This is a genomic window from Ruegeria sp. BA2, from assembly GCF_056539605.1.
Genome location: NZ_JBQFVE010000005.1, coordinates 237,504 through 256,869 on the forward strand (window position 1 = coordinate 237,504; position 19,366 = coordinate 256,869).

The 19,366-nt window shown below is 57.1% G+C and carries 19 protein-coding genes; 11 read left to right on the forward strand and 8 right to left on the reverse strand.

Annotation, left to right across the window (positions count from 1 at the left end; translation table 11 throughout):
* Nucleotides 1-1,665: a mechanosensitive ion channel domain-containing protein gene (locus tag ACR0NN_RS13405; protein ID WP_170724011.1), complete on the reverse strand. Its 1,665-nt coding sequence runs from the start codon at nucleotides 1,663-1,665 to the stop codon at nucleotides 1-3.
* A 192-nt stretch (nucleotides 1,666-1,857) separates the two neighbouring features.
* Here ACR0NN_RS13405 and yajC point away from each other — a divergent pair, with 192 nt between their 5' ends.
* The 10 genes from yajC to ACR0NN_RS13455 all read left to right on the forward strand — a co-directional run bounded on the left by yajC (nucleotide 1,858) and on the right by ACR0NN_RS13455 (nucleotide 8,837).
* On the forward strand, nucleotides 1,858-2,145 hold the full coding sequence (yajC, locus tag ACR0NN_RS13410; protein WP_170686211.1) for a preprotein translocase subunit YajC: 288 nt from the start codon (nucleotides 1,858-1,860) through the stop codon (nucleotides 2,143-2,145).
* A gap of 33 nt (nucleotides 2,146-2,178) precedes the next feature.
* Nucleotides 2,179-3,840, forward strand: a complete 1,662-nt coding sequence (gene secD, locus ACR0NN_RS13415) for a protein translocase subunit SecD (protein ID WP_170686210.1) — start codon at nucleotides 2,179-2,181, stop codon at nucleotides 3,838-3,840.
* Between the two features lies 1 nt (nucleotide 3,841).
* On the forward strand, nucleotides 3,842-4,810 hold the full coding sequence (gene secF / locus ACR0NN_RS13420; protein ID WP_170686209.1) for a protein translocase subunit SecF: 969 nt from the start codon (nucleotides 3,842-3,844) through the stop codon (nucleotides 4,808-4,810).
* On the forward strand, nucleotides 4,800-5,549 hold the full coding sequence (locus tag ACR0NN_RS13425; protein WP_480684863.1) for a sulfite exporter TauE/SafE family protein: 750 nt from the start codon (nucleotides 4,800-4,802) through the stop codon (nucleotides 5,547-5,549). The genes secF and ACR0NN_RS13425 overlap by 11 nt, the downstream gene beginning before the upstream one ends.
* A 10-nt stretch (nucleotides 5,550-5,559) precedes the next feature.
* The gene (locus ACR0NN_RS13430; protein WP_170724013.1) at nucleotides 5,560-5,913 is read left to right on the forward strand and encodes an Mth938-like domain-containing protein; all 354 of its coding nucleotides are present in this window, start codon (nucleotides 5,560-5,562) and stop codon (nucleotides 5,911-5,913) included.
* A gap of 131 nt (nucleotides 5,914-6,044) precedes the next feature.
* A complete protein-coding gene (gene ccmA, locus ACR0NN_RS13435; protein ID WP_170724014.1) occupies nucleotides 6,045-6,659 on the forward strand; it encodes a heme ABC exporter ATP-binding protein CcmA in 615 nt (204 codons plus the stop codon).
* Nucleotides 6,656-7,312, forward strand: a complete 657-nt coding sequence (ccmB, locus tag ACR0NN_RS13440; RefSeq protein WP_170724015.1) for a heme exporter protein CcmB — start codon at nucleotides 6,656-6,658, stop codon at nucleotides 7,310-7,312. The genes ccmA and ccmB overlap by 4 nt, the downstream gene beginning before the upstream one ends.
* Before the next feature lie 61 nt (nucleotides 7,313-7,373).
* A complete protein-coding gene (locus ACR0NN_RS13445; RefSeq protein ID WP_170724016.1) occupies nucleotides 7,374-8,147 on the forward strand; it encodes a heme ABC transporter permease in 774 nt (257 codons plus the stop codon).
* Nucleotides 8,144-8,302 (forward strand): heme exporter protein CcmD, encoded by a 159-nt coding sequence (ccmD, locus tag ACR0NN_RS13450; protein WP_170686203.1) that lies wholly within the window; start codon nucleotides 8,144-8,146, stop codon nucleotides 8,300-8,302. The genes ACR0NN_RS13445 and ccmD overlap by 4 nt, the downstream gene beginning before the upstream one ends.
* Nucleotides 8,295-8,837, forward strand: a complete 543-nt coding sequence (locus ACR0NN_RS13455; RefSeq protein WP_170724017.1) for a DsbE family thiol:disulfide interchange protein — start codon at nucleotides 8,295-8,297, stop codon at nucleotides 8,835-8,837. The genes ccmD and ACR0NN_RS13455 overlap by 8 nt, the downstream gene beginning before the upstream one ends.
* Here ACR0NN_RS13455 and ACR0NN_RS13460 read toward each other — a convergent pair.
* The 3 genes from ACR0NN_RS13460 to acnA form a co-directional block, all read right to left on the reverse strand.
* Nucleotides 8,832-9,533 carry an SDR family oxidoreductase gene (locus ACR0NN_RS13460; RefSeq protein WP_170724018.1) on the reverse strand — a complete coding sequence of 234 codons (702 nt, stop codon included), beginning with the start codon at nucleotides 9,531-9,533 and terminating at the stop codon, nucleotides 8,832-8,834. The genes ACR0NN_RS13455 and ACR0NN_RS13460 overlap by 6 nt on opposite strands.
* Nucleotides 9,534-9,648: 115 nt before the next feature.
* Entirely contained in the window at nucleotides 9,649-11,151 is a 1,503-nt protein-coding gene (locus ACR0NN_RS13465) for a BCCT family transporter (protein WP_170724019.1), read from the reverse strand.
* 118 nt (nucleotides 11,152-11,269) lie between these two features.
* Nucleotides 11,270-13,960: an aconitate hydratase AcnA gene (acnA, locus tag ACR0NN_RS13470; protein ID WP_170724020.1), complete on the reverse strand. Its 2,691-nt coding sequence runs from the start codon at nucleotides 13,958-13,960 to the stop codon at nucleotides 11,270-11,272.
* A 227-nt stretch (nucleotides 13,961-14,187) separates the two neighbouring features.
* On the opposite strand from acnA, the gene ACR0NN_RS13475 reads away from it, so the two are divergent.
* Complete coding sequence (locus ACR0NN_RS13475; protein ID WP_480684866.1) at nucleotides 14,188-14,889, forward strand: DUF1223 domain-containing protein; 702 nt, start codon at nucleotides 14,188-14,190, stop codon at nucleotides 14,887-14,889.
* Here the strand turns inward: ACR0NN_RS13475 and ACR0NN_RS13480 are convergent, their stop codons facing one another.
* The 4 genes from ACR0NN_RS13480 to purB form a co-directional block, all read right to left on the reverse strand.
* A complete protein-coding gene (locus ACR0NN_RS13480; RefSeq protein ID WP_170724022.1) occupies nucleotides 14,890-15,813 on the reverse strand; it encodes a lysophospholipid acyltransferase family protein in 924 nt (307 codons plus the stop codon). It abuts the gene before it with no gap.
* Nucleotides 15,814-15,899: 86 nt separating this feature from the next.
* The gene (locus ACR0NN_RS13485; protein WP_170724250.1) at nucleotides 15,900-16,967 is read right to left on the reverse strand and encodes a FliG C-terminal domain-containing protein; all 1,068 of its coding nucleotides are present in this window, start codon (nucleotides 16,965-16,967) and stop codon (nucleotides 15,900-15,902) included.
* A gap of 93 nt (nucleotides 16,968-17,060) precedes the next feature.
* Nucleotides 17,061-17,603: a tetratricopeptide repeat protein gene (locus ACR0NN_RS13490; protein ID WP_480684868.1), complete on the reverse strand. Its 543-nt coding sequence runs from the start codon at nucleotides 17,601-17,603 to the stop codon at nucleotides 17,061-17,063.
* A gap of 379 nt (nucleotides 17,604-17,982) precedes the next feature.
* Nucleotides 17,983-19,287, reverse strand: coding sequence for an adenylosuccinate lyase (purB, locus tag ACR0NN_RS13495; protein ID WP_170724024.1), 1,305 nt, complete (start codon nucleotides 19,285-19,287; stop codon nucleotides 17,983-17,985).
* Nucleotides 19,288-19,366 lie beyond the last annotated feature (79 nt).

Genomic DNA, 19,366 nt, shown 5'->3' on the forward strand with positions numbered 1-19,366 from the left:
TTACGACTTATCGGGATCGTCGTGGGTTTCATGCGCCAGATGGCCGTCCCATTCTTCAGCCGGGATCTTCGGCTCGGGCGGATCAGCCATGTACGAAGGTGTCATGATCTGCACGTTATTTTCATTGAAAACGGCGACGATGTTGCGGTGCAGGTCTGACCGGATTTTGGGAATGATACTGCCGCGCGTGGTGTATCCATTGATCTGATAGTTGATCGCGTAATCAGCCAAAGCCGTCCATAAAACAAAGGGTTCGGGTTTGGCCTTGATCCCTTTGGTGCGGTGCGCGGCCTCGATCAGCATCGCCTCGACCTTCTCGGGCGGCTCTTCATAACCGATGCCAACGGTGGTATGCAGCAACAGCCCGCTGCCGTCAGTTTTTTTCGAAAAATTCACCACATCCGAATTCATCAATTGCGCGTTCGGGATCGAGATGAGCTCATTCTTGATCGACTTCAGATGTGTTTCCATCAGCTTGATCTGAACCACATCGCCGATATGCTCACCGATCTGGATGCGATCGCCAATCGAGGTTGAACGGCGATAAATCACGAAGAGACCAGCCAGCATGTTTGAGACCACCGAGTTCGCACCCAGTGACAGCATCGCCCCTACGAGAATGGTCAAGCCTTGGAACGCAGCAGAATCCGATCCCGGGATGTAGGGTACAGCAAAAACCAGCGCGATCAGGATCACCACGACACGGGCGATGTTGAACGTGGGGTTTACCCAGTGTCTTTCGAAATCGCCAAGGTCGAACGACCCGGCCTCGACCGCATCAAAGAACACACGCATGCCTCTGATAACATAGAGGGTAATCCATGTGATCAGCGCCAGCATGATCAGATTCGGGATGTAACTCAGGACGCCTTTAAAGATCAGAAGGACCGGTTCAGTCAGATAGGTCAGCAGCAATTGCGCGAAGTAACGCGTTTCGGCAAAGGCCAGCAAAACGAAAGAGAGGTAGTAATAGAAGCCTAAGAAAAAGACGACCAACAGAATGAAGTTCAGAGCATACCGGATTAGCGCGGCAATAGCCTCGGCCTGTACGCTCTTGGCGGTCGCGGTCTCAACGTCTTTAAGGTATCGCTTGACCAGCTTCAGCGTACGCCGGCGGATGCGCCGATGCAACCACAGTATGATGAGGACAAAAAGCGCAAAGCCGAGCGTCCATGCCAGCGCTTCAATCGCGCCAGACACGCGTGCCTCTTCGGTTCTATTGGCACGATAGCTCTCGATCGATTGTTTTATAGCGTCGCCGTGCAAGAGGCTGAGAACATTAAGCTCCATCTGCTCAAGCTCGGAATCGGCGTCAGTCACAATAGAAATCTGCGTGCCATCGGCAAATATTCGGATACCGAATTCGGAATCCTCGAAAGTTATGGAAACCTGCTCCGCCTCTGACGCTTCGGCGACCTCAATGATCTTGTTCTGCACACTTGCGGCCCGCTCTGGGGCAGGCAAAGCGCTGGAGCCGCGCAGATGAAACAAAGTGTCGCCGTCGACGATCACAGGGGCCTGGAAGGTTTGCGATTCAACTTCGTCAACGCTGGGCTCATCGACAGCCGTGTTCTGGGCCCAAAGCGGCTGTATGAACAGGCAAAGCGATACAGCTACGGAAATCAGGCGGACAAACATGCCAAGGGTCTGGATTGATTGAATCATTACGTCTCCTACTGCATGACTATATCCGACTAAAGAGCTCTGCCTAGAACATATCTGCAACGTCACGCCGCAATCCTATGGACCAGTTAAGCGAAATGGACGTGGGTTTGCTTGCAAACGCCTGATCCAAAGCATAGGTTCGCGCAAACTTTGCAGAGAGCCCTCTGCATCATCAGAACAAAGGAATATCCCATGGAAGGTGGCGCAATCGCCCAGTTTCTCCCGCTGATCCTGATCTTCGCGATCATGTATTTTTTGCTGATCCGTCCGCAGCAGAAAAAGATGAAGGAACATCAAGCCATGGTCGAAGCCGTGCGCCGGGGTGATCAGGTTGTCACGCAGGGTGGGCTGATCGGCAAAGTGTCGAAAGTCAAGGAAGGCGAAAACGAGATCGAGGTCGAGATTGCCGAGGGCGTAAAGGTTCGCGTTGTCAAATCGACCGTCGCTCAGGTTCTGAACAAGACCGAGCCGGCGAAGTAACCTCGCACGACAAATCCTTGAAAAGGCAGGGTAATGCTGCAAATTGATTCCTGGAAGCGGGTTCTGATCTGGGCGGTCTGCGTGATCGGTCTGCTGATGGCCCTGCCGAATGCGTTCTACACGCGGGTCGAGCAATCGAACGATGCCAAAGCCGCGATTGAACTTGGCATTGATACGCCTGAAATGCAGGCTGAGGCTGCGCAATGGCCGAACTGGTTGCCTTCGTCTTTGGTCAATCTCGGGCTGGATTTGCGCGGTGGCGCGCATTTGCTGGCCGAGGTCAAGGTCGACGATGTCTACGAATCCCGGATGGAGGCGATGTGGCCTGAAATCCGCGATGCGCTGCGCGATGAGCGCGCGACAGTTGGCACTATCCGCCGACAGGACTCGGCCCCCGATGAGATTCGTGTGCTTATCAGCCAGCCCGAGGGTATGCCTCGTGCTTTGGAGGTTGTGCGCGGTCTGGCGCGTCAGGTGCAAACGCTCACCGGGGTAGGGGCAACAGATATCGAGGCCCGCGCCGAAGGGAACACCATTGTCGTCCAATTGTCCGAGGCGGAAAAGCTTGCATCGGACGACCGCACGGTACGGCAGTCCCTGGAGATCATCCGCCGCCGGATCGACGAAGTTGGCACGCGCGAACCGACGATCCAGCGCCAGGGTGCAGATCGCATCCTGATTCAGGTGCCTGGTATCGGAAGCGCTGGGGAGCTCAAAGAGATCATCGGGACAACCGCACAACTGACTTTTAATCCGGTTGCAGGACGCGGAACTGATCCTGACGCCATACCGGGAGTGGGTGAGAAACTTGTGCCGTCCATCGATGAAGACGGGGTCTATTACACTCTTGATGCTGCCCCCGTTGTAACCGGTGAGGAACTGGTCGACGCGCAGCCATCTTTTGACCAGAACGGACGCCCCGCTGTCAGTTTCCGGTTCAACACGTCTGGCGCGCGTAAATTCGGCGACTATACGCTGGAAAACATTGGGGCGCCTTTCGCCATCGTTCTGGACGACGAGGTGATCTCGGCCCCCGTGATCCAAAGCCATATCCCGGGCGGTTCGGGCATCATCACTGGCAACTTCACAGTTGAAGAGAGTACCAATCTCGCCGTCCTACTGCGCGCAGGTGCGTTGCCTGCGGGACTGGACTTTCTAGAAGAGCGGACCATCGGCCCGGAATTGGGGCAGGACAGTATCGATGCAGGTAAGGTCGCAACGATTGTGGCCTTTGTTGCGGTGCTGGTCTTTATGGCGCTCAGCTATGGCCTGTTCGGCATCTTCGCCAATATCGCGCTGATCTTGAACGTTGGGCTGCTGTTTGGCTTGCTCTCACTGATTGGTGCTACGCTCACCCTGCCAGGCATCGCGGGGATCGTGCTGACGGTTGGTATGGCGGTGGACGCCAATGTGCTGATCTTCGAACGTATCCGCGAGGAACTGAAATCCGCCAAAGGCCCGGCACGCGCGATTGAGCTGGGCTATGAAAAGGCGCTGTCGGCCATTCTGGACGCCAACGTAACCACATTCATCACCGCCGTGATTCTGTTTGCTATGGGCAGTGGTCCGGTGCGCGGCTTCTCCATTACGCTTGGTCTGGGCATTCTAACCTCGGTCTTCACCGCGATCTTTGTGACGCGCTTGATGATCGTCATGTGGTTTGAACGCCGCCGCCCGAAAACGATCGAGGTTTGACATGAGACTGAAACTCGTACCGCAAAACACCTCGTTCGATTTCTTCAGCCGCTGGAAAGTCTGGCTGGGCATTTCGGGCCTGATGATGGTGATCGCCTTCACGTCCTTCCTGCTGCAAGGGCTGAATTTCGGCATCGACTTTCGGGGCGGCACCACGATCCGCACGCAATCCGCGCAAGAGATCGATGTGGGCGCCTATCGCGACGCCATCGCACCGCTTGGGCTTGGCGATGTGACCATCACCGAGATTTTTGACCCGACATTCGGCGAAGATGAAAATGTGGCTATGATCCGCATTCAGGCACAGGATGGGGCCGAAGCTGTGGCGGCCGCAACCGTTACAGCCGTCGAGGAGGCTTTGACCGTCGCGGCACCGGATATCCAGTTTGTCTCGGTCGAATCTGTCGGCCCCAAGGTCTCGGGCGAATTGATCCAGACTGCTGTGATCGCCGTCGCCTTGGCCATCGGCGCGGTGCTTGTCTATATCTGGCTCAGGTTCGAATGGCAGTTCGCACTCGGGGCAGTGGCGGCGCTCGTGCATGACGTGATCCTGACCATCGGGATTTTCTCGGAGCTGCAAATCCGTTTCGATCTGGCCATTATCGCCGCACTTCTGACCATCGTAGGCTATTCGCTGAACGATACTGTGGTTGTCTTCGACCGGGTGCGCGAGAACCTGCGGAAGTACAAGAAGAAAGACCTCAAAGAGGTTCTGAATATCTCGATCAATGAAACGCTTAGCCGGACCGTGATGACCTCGGTCACCACACTGCTGGCGCTAATCTCGCTTTATGTGCTGGGCGGGGATGTGATCCGCGGTTTCGTCTTCGCGATGATCTGGGGCGTGATTGTCGGGACCTATTCCTCGGTCTTCGTGGCCTCGACCATCCTGCTGTGGCTGGGGGTCAAACGAGACTGGTCAAAACCGTCGAATACGTCGGGCAACCAGTTTGCCAATATTGACGCCTGAATATTTCGGCCAGACCCCAACCGGTCTGGCCGTCATTGTTTTTGCCGCCTTTATCGGTGGCATCGTGCGCGGTTTCTCGGGCTTTGGTACAGCGCTAATCTTTCTACCCATCGCCAGCCCATATCTTGGACCGTTTGGTGCCATCATCGCGCTGACGGTCATGGACATCTTTGGCCCGATCCCCAATTTGCGCCGTGCTTGGGCTGTCGTTGACAAGGGCGATCTGTTTCGGCTTTTGCTTGGCTGCGGGTTGATCTTGCCGATGGGTTTATGGCTGCTAACCCGTTCAGACCCCGAAGTGTTTCGCTATCTGGTCAGCCTGATTTCGCTGTCGATGCTGGTCGTATTGATACTGGGCCTGCGATATCGCGGAGAGGTGCGGCGGCGCATGGTCACTGTTATCGGCGGGGCTGCAGGGTTCCTTGGCGGCATTGCCGGGTTACCGGGGCCCGCCGTTATTCTGTTCTACATGTCGCGCCCATTACCGGTCGAGATCATCCGCGCGACAATTCTGCTGTTCCTGTTTGGGTTCGATATTCTGATCCTTGGATATCTCGGCGGTATGGGGCGCCTTTCAGTTGAAAGCATCGGATTGGGCCTTGCGCTTGCGATACCCAATATCGCGGGCAACTGGCTGGGCGGCTGGATGTTTCGGCCGGAACACGGAAAACTGTATCGCGGTGTGGCTTATCTGGTGATCGCAATGGCGGCCTTGTCGGGTCTGCCACTTTGGGGATAGAACCCTGCGCATGCGCCTGAATGAGATCACATATACAAACGCACAACCTGTCGATGGCTATGGTCCGGGGTTCTTTCGGATCGGAGGGCAGGTCTTTGATGGTGCCGTTCTGACAGGCCCCAACGGCACATCGGCTTGGGCGGGTTATTCTGATGTGACCCCATTGTTGGCCTTGTCCGAACATATTGATGTTCTGTTCATCGGAACCGGCAAAGATCTCTGCCACATTCCCGCCAGTCTGCGCGCAACACTGGAAGAAGCAGGTATTGGAGTTGAAATCATGAACTCTCCCGCTGCCTGTCGCACCTATAACGTGTTGCTGTCAGAAGGTCGCCGTGTTGCCCTCGCATTGATGCCTGTTTGAGGATCTGCCCTTCATCTGGCCAAAAATATCCCGGGGAGCGCGAGGGGCTGGCCCCTCGCTCTGCTCAGTCTCAACCACTCTGCGGCAATTCCGACCTTTTGCGCATCCGCACAATCCGCTAAGCGGGCTCTATGACTTTGAAAGTAACCGATCTGGCCATTGCGCGCGGTGGCGTTCCTGTGCTGGAAGGGCTGAGCTTTTCGCTTGGGGCCGGAAAGGCGTTGATCCTGCGAGGGCCAAACGGGATTGGTAAAACCACGCTGTTACGCACGCTTGCCGGGTTGCAACCACCGCTGGCGGGCCGGATCGAAGGGGCGGAAGATCAGATCGCCTATGCGTCCCACTCTGACGGGCTGAAGCCCACACTGACCGTGGTTGAAAACCTCAAGTTCTGGGCATCTGTTTTTGGCACTCACGATATTCAGCACGCTCTCGATGCGTTTGAGCTGAATGAACTGGGCGACCGACACGCAGGCAACCTGTCTGCTGGGCAGAAACGGCGCTTGGGATTGGCTCGGATGCTGGTCACCGAACGACCGATCTGGATGCTGGACGAACCAACCGTGTCCTTGGACAAAAACGCGGTACAGATGTTCGCGGACGCCGTTCGCGCGCATCTGGGGCAGGGCGGTTCGACCTTGATCGCAACCCATATCGACCTTGGTCTTGACGGCGAGGTTCTGGATGTCGGCCCCAACAAGGCCAAGCCCAAACCCATCGATGATTTCGACGGAGGCTTCTTGTGATTGCCCTGCTGTTGCGTGACCTGAAACTGGCTTTCCGCGCGGGTGGAGGGTTTGGATTGGGGCTGGCATTCTTCCTGATCGTTACCGTTTTGGTACCGTTCTCCGTCGGCCCGCAATCTTCGCTGCTTTCAACCATCGCTCCGGGCGTTCTCTGGCTGGGTGCATTGCTGGCTTGCCTCCTTTCACTTGATCGTCTGCTGGCGCTGGATTGGGAGGACGGCTCGCTTGATCTGCTTGCCACCGCGCCACTACCACTTGAGGCGGTTGTTACCATCAAGGCGCTGGCGCATTGGCTTACCACCGGATTACCACTGGTTCTGGCGGCCCCATTTCTGGGCGTGTTGCTGAACCTGCCGGTTCCGGGATTCTCCTGGCTGGTGATCTCCTTGCTGATCGGCACACCGGCGATGAGCGTTATCGGCACCTTTGGCGCGGCTCTCACCGTTGGTCTGAAACGCGGCGGGTTGCTGCTGTCGCTGTTGGTTTTGCCGCTCTATGTGCCGACCCTGATTTTCGGGGCCGAGGTCGCTCGACGCGGCGCAACGGGTATGGAGACGCAAACTCCACTATTGATGTTGGCGGGGACTACTGCCGCGACAGTTGCACTATTACCTTTTGCCAGCGCCGCCGTGTTGCGGATCAATCTTCGGTGACGAGGGCCAAGATTGACTGAGGTCAATTGAGAACCACGCCGACTCGGACTAGATAGGGCTCATGACAATCACAGCCAAAGCCAGCTCCCTCTGGGAATATGCCAACCCGCGCAAGTTCCTCGCCACCAGCGAGCGCGTCTTGCCGTTCTTTTGGATCAGTTCGGCTGTTTGCTTGATCGTAGGACTGGTCTGGGGATTTTTCTTCACGCCGGATGACTACAAGCAAGGCTCAACGGTAAAGATCATCTATCTGCACGTTCCATCGGCGCTGATGGCGATCAATTGCTGGCTGATGATGCTGGCAACCTCGTTGGTCTGGCTGGTCCGCCGCCACCATGTCAGCGCGCTGGCGGCGCGTGCAGCAGCACCTATTGGCATCGTGATGACACTGATCGCACTGGCTACGGGCGCGATCTGGGGGCAGCCCATGTGGGGCACTTGGTGGGCCTGGGACCCGCGCCTGACCTCGTTCCTGATTCTGTTCCTGTTTTATCTGGGCTATGTCGCCTTGTGGGAAGCAATCGAAGACCCCGATACAGCGGCAGACCTGACGTCGGTTCTGTGCCTTGTAGGCTCGGTCTTTGCGATCCTCAGCCGCTATGCGGTTAATTTCTGGAACCAGGGGCTGCACCAGGGGGCCTCGGTGATGCGTGCCGGGGCCATTACTGGCACCGACACCGAAGAGAAGGTCAGCAATATCTATTTCTATCCATTGCTCCTTTGTATCATTGGATTCGTGCTGCTGTTCATTGCACTCGTCCTCTATCGTACGGGCACGGAAATTCGCGCTCGCCGGATCAAAGCGTTGCTGGCGCGGGAAAGGGTGAACGGATGATCCCGGATCTTGGTAAATACGCTGATACTGTCTTGTGGTCTTATGTAGTGTCCCTTGGGCTTCTGATTGCATTGGTCGGCTTCAGTGTGATGCGTGGCCGCAAGATGCGAGCCGAGATGGAGAAGGTTGAGCAGAGGATGTCGCGCAATGGCTAAGATATCACCCCTGATGATAGCTCCTCCGCTGATTTTCGGAGCCTTCGCTGTGCTCGCAGGCATCGGCATGTTTCGCGATGATCCCAACGCATTACCTTCTGCGCGTGAGGGCCAGCCAGCTCCGCCCGTGGTTCTGACGGAATTCGCGGGTAAGCCTGGCTTTGACGACGAAACCCTGCGCGACGGCGAGGTCAAGCTGGTCAACTATTGGGCCAGCTGGTGCGCCCCGTGCCGCGTTGAACACCCCAATCTGCAGGCTCTGTCTGACGAGGGAATCCCTGTCTACGGGATCAACTACAAAGACCAGCTGGGCAATGCCGAAGCCTTCCTGACCGAGCTGGGCGATCCCTATGCCGGAATCGGACGCGATGAACAAGGCCGGATGGGGTTGGATTGGGGCGTTTATGGCGTACCCGAGACCTATGTGATCGACGGCGAAGGCACGATCATCCTGCGTTGGGCCGGGCCGATCACGCAGCGGGTGATCGAAAGCACAATTCGCCCCGCACTTGAGAAGGCCGCAGGCGGGTCATAGGCGGTAGCCGCCGGTCACGCCCAGAACCTCACCAGTTATGAAGGACGCGGCATCGGAGGCAAGAAACCTGACCACCTTGGCAATATCCTCGGGCTTACCAGCACGACCCAGCGCCGTATCTTTGACGAATAGCGCTGTCAGTTCCTCGGGCCGGGGCGCTTCGGGAATATTGATCGCCCCAGGCGCCACCGCATTGACCCGTATTCCTTCTGGTCCAAGTTCTTTAGCCATGGCGCGGGTCCACAGGTTCAACGCTGCCTTGCTGGCGCCATAGGTCACCGCGTCACGGGGCGGCAGGACCGCGTTCATTGATGAGATGCTGACAATTGAGGCATCGCGTTTCAGATGCGGCAGCGCGGCGGTCAACAACGCGGCTGGAGCCAGCAGGTTCAGGTCCAGAATGGCGCGATGATCCTCGGCTTGAAACACCTCTTTTGGCGTGGATTTCACCAAGCCGGCATTGTTGACGATCACATCTAGACGTCCAAAGCGTTCCATCACCTGCGCGATCACCTTCGCAGGCTGATCCGGCTTGGACAGATCAGAACGAATGGCCAGATTATCCTCACACAATAGCTCGGGCGCGGGTTCGCTTGTCAGCCATGTTAAGGCGACATGGTGATCGCGGCCAAGGTCTTCGACGATCGCGCGCCCAATTCCGCGTGCGCCGCCGGTTATCAATGCAACTTTGTCCATGGTCTAAGCAAATCGGCAAAACGTCGGGAATTCAAGCTGTTACTTGCGCACCAGAATCCAGATCATCGCACCGATGAAAGCGAATGTTGTCAGGTTCATCAGGGTGTCTGTCAGATCACCGATCAGCATGGTCTTGACCCTCCTCCCGCAACCCTCGGAACAGGCAGACCATCAGCAGAACTGAGATGAACACAAAGGGCAACGCCCCAAGGGAGATTAGGATCTTCACCGAATCCACCGACCCGGACAAGATCATCGCAACGCTTAACAGACCCAGTAATGCGCCCCAGATCAAACGCACACGCGGGGGCGGGTTTTCATCGCCTTCAGTCGAAAACGTGCCCAGAACAAAGGCTGCGCTTACCACACTGGTCACGATGAATAAAAACGCCGCCGCAACGGTCGCGAGGGTGGTGATCAGGGAAAAGGGCAGACGATCGAGCAGGGCGAAGGTCACTCGTTCGATGTTGGTCTGAGTATAGGCCAGTAATTCTCCGGCTCCGTTGAGTGCCTCGAATAAACCGATACCGCCGAACGCGCCGAACCAGAGGATCGAAAACAGCGTGGGTGCAAAGAGAACTCCGATCACGAATTCCCGGATCGTACGCCCGCGCGAAATACGCGCGACGAACACGCCCACAAACGGCCCCCAGGCGATCCACCAGACCATGTAGGTCAGGGTCCAGTCGCTGAACCATCTGGCGACGTCATCGCCGAAGAAAGTGAAGGTTTGAAAGCCGCGCGGGATGACATTGGTGATGTAATCGCCAAATCCCTGAACCACAGTGTTCAACAGATATTCCGTCGGTCCAAGGACCACAGTGTAAGAAACTAGGCAGATCGCGATAAGCATGGCAGCGTTGGACAAGCGCGCCATGCCTTGGCCCAGATCGATCAGGAGGGCAGGGATATAGGCCGCGACCATGGCTAGGAAGACAATGCCGATTAACAACGCACCTACCGTTTCCCGGCCACCCAGAACTGCAATCCCGTCCGCGACCTGAAATACGCCCATCGCCATTGAACCGCCGACGCCAATGGCGATTGCGACGATGGCCATAAAATCCGACAGCCATCCGACTCGCTCGGCCCAACGCTCGCCGGGGAACAGGCTTATGATCGGAGCACTGACCATCATCCCCGTCCCACGCCGAAAGCTGAAATAGGCGATCGTCAGCGCGGTCGAGCCGTAAATTGCCCAAGCGTGCAGACCCCAGTGGAAATTCGTCGCTAGCATAGCCTGCTGAGCGGCGATGAAATCCGGTGCCATGCCGGATATGAAGTTGAAATGGGTCAAAGGCTCGGCAACCGCCCAGAACAACAGCCCAACGCCCATTCCGGCAGAGAACAGCATCGAAATCCAAGTTGCGGTTGAGAATTCCGGTTCTTCGTCATCTCGACCCAGGCGAATGTTGCCATATGGAGAAAAGGCCAGAAACAGACACCCGATCAACATGCCTGAGGCGGCGAGCATCACGAACCAGCCGCGACTGTGGAACGTTTGTTGCACGATGCCGTTGGCCCAAGTCACCAAGCTTTCGATATCGACGACCCCCCAAATTCCGATCACCGCGATGACGCAGAGCGAGCAAACCAGCAGGGCGTTGGGTTTTTGCATGGCGGTTGATGTCCGTGAATGGCTTTGGCTAACAGTTTCAGACTTTTGAATGAATGGCCAGAAAACAAAAACCCCCGACGCAGGGCCGGGGGTTCGGATCAGGTATGTTGTTGCGGCTTTAGGACGCCTTCGCAAGGTTCCGCAGTACATATTGCAGCACGCCGCCGTTTTCGATGTACTCGATCTCGGGCGCGGTATCGATGCGGCACTTCAATGTGATCGTCTTTTCGGTTCCGTCCCCATAGACGATAGTGCAGGGCACCTCTTGAAGGGGTTCAACCGAGTCCAACCCAAGGATCGAGACGGTCTCATCACCCTTCAGGCCCAGTGTTTTGCGGGTATCACCACCAGTGAACTCAAACGGAATGACACCCATTCCGACAAGGTTTGAACGGTGAATACGCTCAAAACTTTCGGCGATTACGGCCTTCACACCCAACAGTGCGGTCCCCTTGGCGGCCCAATCACGCGAAGAGCCCGCGCCATACTGCTCGCCACCAAAGACGACAAGCGGGGTGCCTTGTTCTTGATATGCCATCGACGCTTCGTAGACCGAGGTCTGTTCACCATCGGGGCCTTTGGTGTAGCCACCTTCAACACCGTCCAGCATCTCATTCTTGACGCGGATATTGGCGAAGGTACCACGCATCATGACCTCATGGTTGCCGCGGCGTGAACCGTACGAGTTGAACTCGCGCGGCTGAACCTGACGGTCGGTCAGATATTTACCCGCTGGCGTAGTCGTCGCAAATGAGCCGGCCGGCGAGATGTGGTCAGTGGTGATCATGTCCCCGAGGATCAGCAAAACCTTCGCACCATCGATGTTTGAGATCGAGCCAGGCTCAGGCCCCATGCCCTGGAAATAGGGAGGGTTCTGAATATAAGTCGACGTTGGCGGCCAGTCATAGGTTTCCTGTTGCGGAACCTCAACCTCTTGCCATTTCTCGTCGCCTTTGAAGACATCAGCATATTTCGACTGGAACGCCTCGCGGGTCACGGTGGCCTCAACCAGTTCGGCAATTTCGCTTTGGGTCGGCCAGATGTCTTTCATATAGACATCGTTGCCGTCCTTGTCTTGACCAATCGGCTCCGAAGTCAAATCGATGTCCAGCGTACCGGCCAGCGCGTAGACCACAACCAGTGGAGGCGAGGCCAGATAGTTGGCGCGAACGTCAGGCGAGATACGGCCTTCGAAGTTGCGGTTGCCTGACAGAACCGACGTGGCGACCAGATCGCCCTCGGCAATCGCTTCGCTGATTTCCCTTTGGATCGGACCCGAGTTGCCGATACAGGTGGTGCAGCCGTAACCGACGAGGTTAAAGCCTATCTTGTCCAAGTCGTCCTGCAGTCCCGCGGCCTCTAGGTAGGCGGATACGACCTGCGAACCGGGTGCCAGTGACGTCTTTACCCACGGTTTACGATCCAAACCCAGTGCGGCCGCTTTGCGTGCAACGAGGCCCGCGCCGATCATCACGTAAGGGTTCGATGTATTGGTGCAGGATGTGATCGAGGCAATCACAACCTTGCCCGATTCCATGCCGTAGTTTTCACCTTTGACCTCAACTTGTTTGCCCATTGGGCGCTTGAAAGTCTCAGCCATTTCTTTGGTGAACGCGGCTTTGGCGTCGGTCAGTGCGACATAATCCTGCGGCCGTTTCGGGCCCGAGATGGCGGGTACAATGGTGCCCATATCCAGCGTCAGGGTGTCGGTATAGATCGGCGCGTAGTCGGCATCGCGCCAGAAGCCGTTTTCCTTCGCGTATGCCTCGACCAAAGCGATACGATCTTCGTCTCGCCCGGTATTGCGCATATAGCGCAGGGTCTCGCCGTCGATCGGGAAGAAGCCACAGGTCGCGCCGTATTCAGGAGCCATGTTGGCGATGGTGGCCCTGTCGGCCAACGGCAGGCGATCCAGACCTTCGCCGTAAAACTCGACGAATTTACCGACCACACCTTTCTCGCGCAGCATCTCGACAACCTTCAAAACAAGGTCGGTGCCCGTTGTGCCTTCGACCATCGAACCGGTAAGTTCAAAGCCCACAACCTCGGGGATCAGCATCGAGATCGGCTGGCCCAGCATCGCGGCCTCGGCCTCGATCCCGCCAACGCCCCAGCCCAGAACCGCCATGCCATTAACCATGGTGGTGTGGCTGTCGGTCCCAACCAGCGTATCGGGATATGCGACTTCTTCGCCGTTTTGATCCGTGTCGGTCCAAACGGTCTGGGCCAGATATTCAAGGTTAACCTGATGGCAGATACCAGTGCCGGGGGGAACGACGCGGAAGTTGTTGAACGCGTTCTGGCCCCATTTCAGGAACTGATAGCGTTCCATGTTGCGCTCATATTCGCGGTCCACATTCATCTGAAAGGCGCGTGGGTTGCCGAACTCATCAATCATGACCGAATGATCGATGACCAGATCGACGGGGTTCAGCGGGTTGATCTTTTGCGCGTCGCCGCCCAGGCTTTTGATACCATCGCGCATCGCAGCAAGATCCACAACTGCCGGAACGCCGGTGAAATCCTGCATCAGAACGCGGGCGGGGCGATAGGCGATCTCGCGCGGGTTTTTACCACCGTTGTCACCCCATTCAGCAAAGGCTTTGATGTCCTCGACGGAGACCGAGAACCCGTCATCCTCAAACCGCAACATGTTTTCCAGCACCACTTTCAGCGCGGCGGGCAGGTTTGAGAAATCACCCAAACCGGCGTCTTGCGCGGCGGGGATCGAGTAATAGGAAATGGATTTGCCATTTACGCTCAGGCTGCGGCGTGTCTTGGCGGTATCCTGTCCGACTTTGATGGGCATCGGGTGGCCTCCCTCTCAAATGACGTAGAAAATGGGATTCGCTATGGGGTATCTGTACCACGTTTGCCATTGGTTCAAGGGCTTGCAGGCGAGATAAGTATAAAATGTATGCCATTGCATACATTTTATCCACCCGCTGACCTGATGGCTTTCAAGAAACATTGATTGGAGGTTGAACTGTTAACGGTTTAGATCAGTTGAAACGTCTTACCAAACGAGATGAAAATATGCTCAGATCTGCGGCACTGACAGCACTTGTTTCCCTTACTCTTTCGGCCCCTGCGATGGCCGATGGCGACCCCGTGGTGGTCGAACTATTCACGTCTCAAGGCTGTTCATCGTGCCCTCCGGCGGATCGGATCATGCATGATCTGGCCAAGCGGGATGATGTGATCGGGCTAGCCCTGCATGTGGATTATTGGGACTACATCGGCTGGAAAGACGAATATGCCCACCCGGATCATACGGCGCGGCAACGCGCTTATGCGCGCGAAGGGGGGCGGACGATGATTTATACGCCGCAGATGGTCATCAACGGGCAGCAGGATGTCGTTGGTGCCAAAGCGGGAGAGTTAAGCCGCTTGATCGACGCGCATTTAACGGCCGCGCCCGAGGCCGAAGTCAGTGCCAAACGCGTTGGCAACGAAGTGACAGTTGATGTCACGCCGGTCGAGCTGCCCGAAGGCGAAACATACGAGATCCGGGTCGTGCAATATTCACCTATGCGCCATGCCTCGATCCGGCGTGGAGAACTGGCTGGCCACGATCTGGATTACGTCAATGTGGTTGAAAACTGGCAAATCGCAGGTCAGTGGGACGGGGTCGCGCCGCAGGTATTCACCGCGTCGCTATCATCGGAATTGCCCACGGTTGTTCTGATTCAGCGTGCCGGTTACGGGCCGATCGTCGCCGCCACGCGGGTTGAGTGATCAGGGCATATCCTTGGGTTGAACGCCCAGACCTCTCCAAGCCTTCCAGCGGCGGTGAATCCAGAACCACTGCCCCATGTGCTGCCGCACCATCGCCTCAAGGTCATCATTGGTGAACTGAGTCATGGTTTTGGCGTCGGTGTGCGGGACCGGATCGTGCAGAACGATCTCAAAATCGATCCCGTTCGGCTGGCGCACCGCGTAGCAAGGGATCAGTACCGCATTGTATTTGATCGCGAGTTCCGCGTTCAGCACTGAAGTTACAGCGGGTTTGCCGAAAAAGGTCAGTTCCTCTCCGCCATGCGCATGCAGATCAGAGACGATGGCAATAATGCCACCTTTCTTGAGCGAGCGAACCATCTCAACCATGCCTCGGCGACCCTGCTCGAACATGGGCGATCCGGTCTGGTGGAACGCTTCGACATACATGTCGTTGAAATAGGGGTTCGCCATGCGGCGGTAGAGGCAACCAATAGGCTGACCGCTGCGCGCCTGCAACGCGACCCGCGCGGCCAGATAATGCCCGAAATGGGCGGTGATCATCATCACCGGACGCCCGTCCGCAACCGCTTTGTCAAACGCCTCGACGCCAGAACCCGAGACCTTGGCCTTGCTTTGCCGTTCGATAAAGCCATCCGCTGAAAAATGCTCCATGATGGCACGTCCGGCATTGTCCGGCACGGCACGACAGATGCGTTTGACTTCGGCCTCCGGCAGGTCAGGGCAGGTGAGCTTCAGATTGCGGCGCACGCGGGTCCGAAAACCGACAACAGGGGCCAGCCAGCGCACAATCGCGCCCATCGCTGCAATGCGACGCTCGTATGGCAGCAATCGCATGCCGCCGATCACGCCGGTCAGGAATAGATTGGCGACGTAGTATTTTCCAAGCTCAAATCGGCTCAGTTCCGACTTCTCGACGGGCATTGGGAAGGGCTCACCGGGTAATGTGAATTTCGCGACAAGACATACAGGCCCGATCCTGCGATCACAAGTGTCCGCGCTGGGCCAGATTACTCTTCCGCATCCTCTGTTTCAGCGAGCGTAATCGCCCCTTCGTCTAGCAGAGCGCGAATGGCGGCAACGATCTGAGACATTGCATCCTCGGAATCGGTTTGTTTGACCTTGCCACGCTCAGCCATTTCTTCGCGCAGGTTGTCTGCCATGCGAGAGGACATATTCGCCAAGAAAAACTCGGCTGTTGCAAGATCCTCATCGGTGCTGGCCCCGGCAAGCGCCGTGACAAGAACAGGTTGTTCCACGCCGCGCAGAATCGCAGGGATATCGCGGGGCTGGATGCGCGTGGGGATATGCGAGAAGATAAAAATCGATTGCCGGACGGTCTTGGCAAAGTCAACATCTTCCTCATCCAGTGCGGTCAGAAGCCCGTCGCGCATCGCCGCGGCAGACTGGTTTAGGATCGCGCCCACCCGTTCCCCGGGACCGTCCCAGAAAGCGGGTTCAGGGCGTTGGTCCAACTGCGCGGCGAGCGACCAGCCGATCCGCTCTACCGCCTCGGGCGTCACATTGGAGGTTTTTGAAATCGCATACGTGATCCGACGCGCAGTGGGGCCAGGCAGGTGGCCCAGCAATTGGGCAGCCTTAGCAGTTTCGAGTTTTGACAGCATAACGGCGGCGACCTCGGTGCTTTCCGCTTTGGCCATTTCGGCCAGATCTTCGGCAGGCACTTCGCGCAGGCGCTGCCACGGGTCGCCGATCTGGCGCACACCTGCAACCTTGCGCAGCCGGGCTGCAGTGGCCGGTGCAATCTTGCCATTCACGGCGTCCAGCGCCCCGGCCAGCCCGTGGGGGAATGACAGGCCCACCCCATCCAGCGCATCGGCGAATTCTTGTGCAACTGAGGCAAGCGTCACACGATCGACCAATCCCATCTGGCCGAGTTGATGCGTCAGCTGCTCTTGCAGCAGATCAGGCAATTCCTCAAGCGGGATATCTGCACCTTCGTTCAGGAGCAGCCGGACCACAACAGCGGCTTTTTCCCGATTGCTGAGAGCGCGCGGCACGACGCGCGGGGTGTCGGTTTCCTGATCAGACGCCGGGGCTTGGGCATCCGGCGTCATCTGTACCACGAGATTCGTATCCTGCATCTGCCTGCATTGCTAAATTTGCGTTGCAGGCAGATTAGAGAGAGTCGGGTAAAGAAACCCTGAAACTCAGTAGCTATATGTCAGTCCGGTGCGGATCGCATCGCGCAGCGAGGCTTCGGCCCATGTGCCTTCACCGCCGCGTGCCTTGATCTCGCGCCACTGGGCGATGGCAAGATCGGTTTTCCCCTCGGCGACAAAGCCCTGACCCATATAGCTGCGGGCCAGGAAGTTGTCGGGGTTGGTCTCGATGGCTTGCTGGTAGAAGGCATTCGCCAACTCAAGTTCACCCATCTTGCGATAGGTGAAGCCCCAATAGGTCTGCACCCGGTCATCTTCCTGATCCATGATGCGCAGAATACCCTGAGCGTTTTCGAACTGCCCGTCGTAAGCCAGTTCGCGCACCGCATCATACAGCTGATCTTCGGTGAAATTGGATTTGTTCGGTTTGACGCAACGGCCAGCTGCCTCGTCATAGACGCGACCGAAAAGACATTTCTTGGTGGTATTGGTCGGCTTGGGCGGGTTGCTATCGCCGCCACCCGCAGCAATGGCCATGGGGGCAAACGTAAAGGCCTGAAGTGCAATGGCCGAGGCTAGAACGAGACGCATTTTCCTACTCCGTTGTCAAAGTGACTTGTCAAAATCATAGCGTGATCTTCAGAAAAGCTAACAATTGACGGTTCGCTTTTATTCACAAGCAGGAAAGAAAAGTGTCAGCTATTGACGATTTTCTGGCAGCTGTGGCTTTCACTGTCCCAAACCGTGCCTTCCGCGCAGGACTGAGTTTGCTTGGTGTGCCCGTTACAGGCCATGCTAGCCGAGGCCACAAAAACAAGAGTGATCGTGCAGAGAGCAGTTCTTAGCATCGTGTTTCCCTTTCTTGGAAAATACACGCTGAGCTTACCGTATTTTTGCTTGGCTGGCAAAAGAACATAGCCCGGTCTGCGGATTGCAGCCGGGCCATGCCAGAAAATGCTCGGAACCTGAATTATTCACCGAAGACGCGCGCGAAAATCGTATCCACATGTTTGGTGTGATAGCCGAGGTCGAACTTCTCTTCGATCTCTTGCGGGCTCAGCGCGGCGGTGACATCGGCGTCGGCCAACAGTTCTTCTTTGAAATCAGTGCGGTGTTCCCAAACCTTCAACGCGTTGCGCTGCACCATGGCATAGGCATCCTCGCGGCTGACACCGGCTTGGGTCAGCGCCAGCAGCACCCGCTGGCTCATAACCAAGCCCGGGAACTTGTTCATGTTTTCCATCATGTTTTCCGGGAAGATCAGCATCTTGTCGATCACGCCGGTCAGGCGAGCCAGCGCAAAATCCAGCGTGATGGTCGCGTCCGGCCCGATCATGCGCTCGACTGAGGAGTGTGAGATGTCGCGCTCGTGCCACAGCGCCACGTTCTCCATTGCTGGAATGACCGCTGCACGGACCATACGGGCAAGACCGGTCAGGTTCTCGGTCAGCACCGGGTTCTTCTTGTGCGGCATCGCAGACGAGCCTTTCTGACCCATCGAGAAGAACTCGGCCCCCTCCAGCACCTCGGTCCGCTGCATGTGGCGGATTTCGATGGCGATGTTTTCGATGCTGCTGGCGATGACGCCCAGTGTGGCAAAGAAAGCTGCGTGGCGGTCGCGCGGGATGACCTGTGTGCTGATCGGTTCGGGCACCAGACCCAGTTGGTCGCAGACATGCTCTTCGACTGCCGGATCGATATTGGCGAAGGTCCCGACAGCGCCGCTGATCGCGCCAGTGGCGATCTCAGCACGCGCATCCCGCATGCGCGACAGGTTGCGATCCATCTCGGCATAAAAACGCGCGAAGGTCAGGCCCATAGTGGTCGGCTCGGCGTGGATACCGTGGCTGCGACCGATGCGAACGGTGTCTTTGTGCTCGATCGCGCGCCGCTTCAGGGCGACCAACAGACCTTCGAGGTCTGCAATTAGCAGGTCGGCAGCGCGAGTCAGCTGCACATTGAAACAAGTGTCCAATACATCCGAAGAGGTCATGCCCTGATGCACAAACCGCGCCTCTTCGCTGCCGACATGTTCGGCCAGATGGGTCAGGAAGGCGATGACGTCGTGTTTGGTGACGGCCTCAATCTCGTCGATGCGGGCAACATCGAATTCCACGTCCTTGGCTTTCCACACCGCCTCGGCGTTTTCACGCGGGATCACGCCCAGATCGGCCATGGCATCGCAGGCATGGGCCTCGATCTCGTACCAGATGCGGAATTTGGTCTCGGGCGACCAAATGGCAACCATGTCGGGGCGGGAATAGCGGGGAATCATTGGCGGCAGCACCTTTTTGTGATTGGGATGAGGCGTTGGCGCGGGGTTTAGCCGCGCATTCACCAAGGAACAAGGCGCG

Bases quoted from the DNA above. Each gene is read 5' to 3' on its own strand.
- ACR0NN_RS13405 (WP_170724011.1), bottom strand. From the start codon at position 1,665: ATGATTCAATCAATCCAGACCCTTGGCATGTTTGTCCGCCTGATTTCC.
- yajC (WP_170686211.1), top strand. From the start codon at position 1,858: ATGGAAGGTGGCGCAATCGCCCAGTTTCTCCCGCTGATCCTGATCTTC.
- secD (WP_170686210.1), top strand. From the start codon at position 2,179: ATGCTGCAAATTGATTCCTGGAAGCGGGTTCTGATCTGGGCGGTCTGC.
- secF (WP_170686209.1), top strand. From the start codon at position 3,842: ATGAGACTGAAACTCGTACCGCAAAACACCTCGTTCGATTTCTTCAGC.
- ACR0NN_RS13430 (WP_170724013.1), top strand. From the start codon at position 5,560: ATGCGCCTGAATGAGATCACATATACAAACGCACAACCTGTCGATGGC.
- ccmA (WP_170724014.1), top strand. From the start codon at position 6,045: ATGACTTTGAAAGTAACCGATCTGGCCATTGCGCGCGGTGGCGTTCCT.
- ACR0NN_RS13445 (WP_170724016.1), top strand. From the start codon at position 7,374: ATGACAATCACAGCCAAAGCCAGCTCCCTCTGGGAATATGCCAACCCG.
- ccmD (WP_170686203.1), top strand. From the start codon at position 8,144: ATGATCCCGGATCTTGGTAAATACGCTGATACTGTCTTGTGGTCTTAT.
- ACR0NN_RS13455 (WP_170724017.1), top strand. From the start codon at position 8,295: ATGGCTAAGATATCACCCCTGATGATAGCTCCTCCGCTGATTTTCGGA.
- ACR0NN_RS13460 (WP_170724018.1), bottom strand. From the start codon at position 9,533: ATGGACAAAGTTGCATTGATAACCGGCGGCGCACGCGGAATTGGGCGC.
- ACR0NN_RS13465 (WP_170724019.1), bottom strand. From the start codon at position 11,151: ATGCAAAAACCCAACGCCCTGCTGGTTTGCTCGCTCTGCGTCATCGCG.
- acnA (WP_170724020.1), bottom strand. From the start codon at position 13,960: ATGCCCATCAAAGTCGGACAGGATACCGCCAAGACACGCCGCAGCCTG.
- ACR0NN_RS13475 (WP_480684866.1), top strand. From the start codon at position 14,188: ATGCTCAGATCTGCGGCACTGACAGCACTTGTTTCCCTTACTCTTTCG.
- ACR0NN_RS13480 (WP_170724022.1), bottom strand. From the start codon at position 15,813: ATGCCCGTCGAGAAGTCGGAACTGAGCCGATTTGAGCTTGGAAAATAC.
- ACR0NN_RS13485 (WP_170724250.1), bottom strand. From the start codon at position 16,967: ATGACGCCGGATGCCCAAGCCCCGGCGTCTGATCAGGAAACCGACACC.
- ACR0NN_RS13490 (WP_480684868.1), bottom strand. From the start codon at position 17,603: ATGCGTCTCGTTCTAGCCTCGGCCATTGCACTTCAGGCCTTTACGTTT.
- purB (WP_170724024.1), bottom strand. From the start codon at position 19,287: ATGATTCCCCGCTATTCCCGCCCCGACATGGTTGCCATTTGGTCGCCC.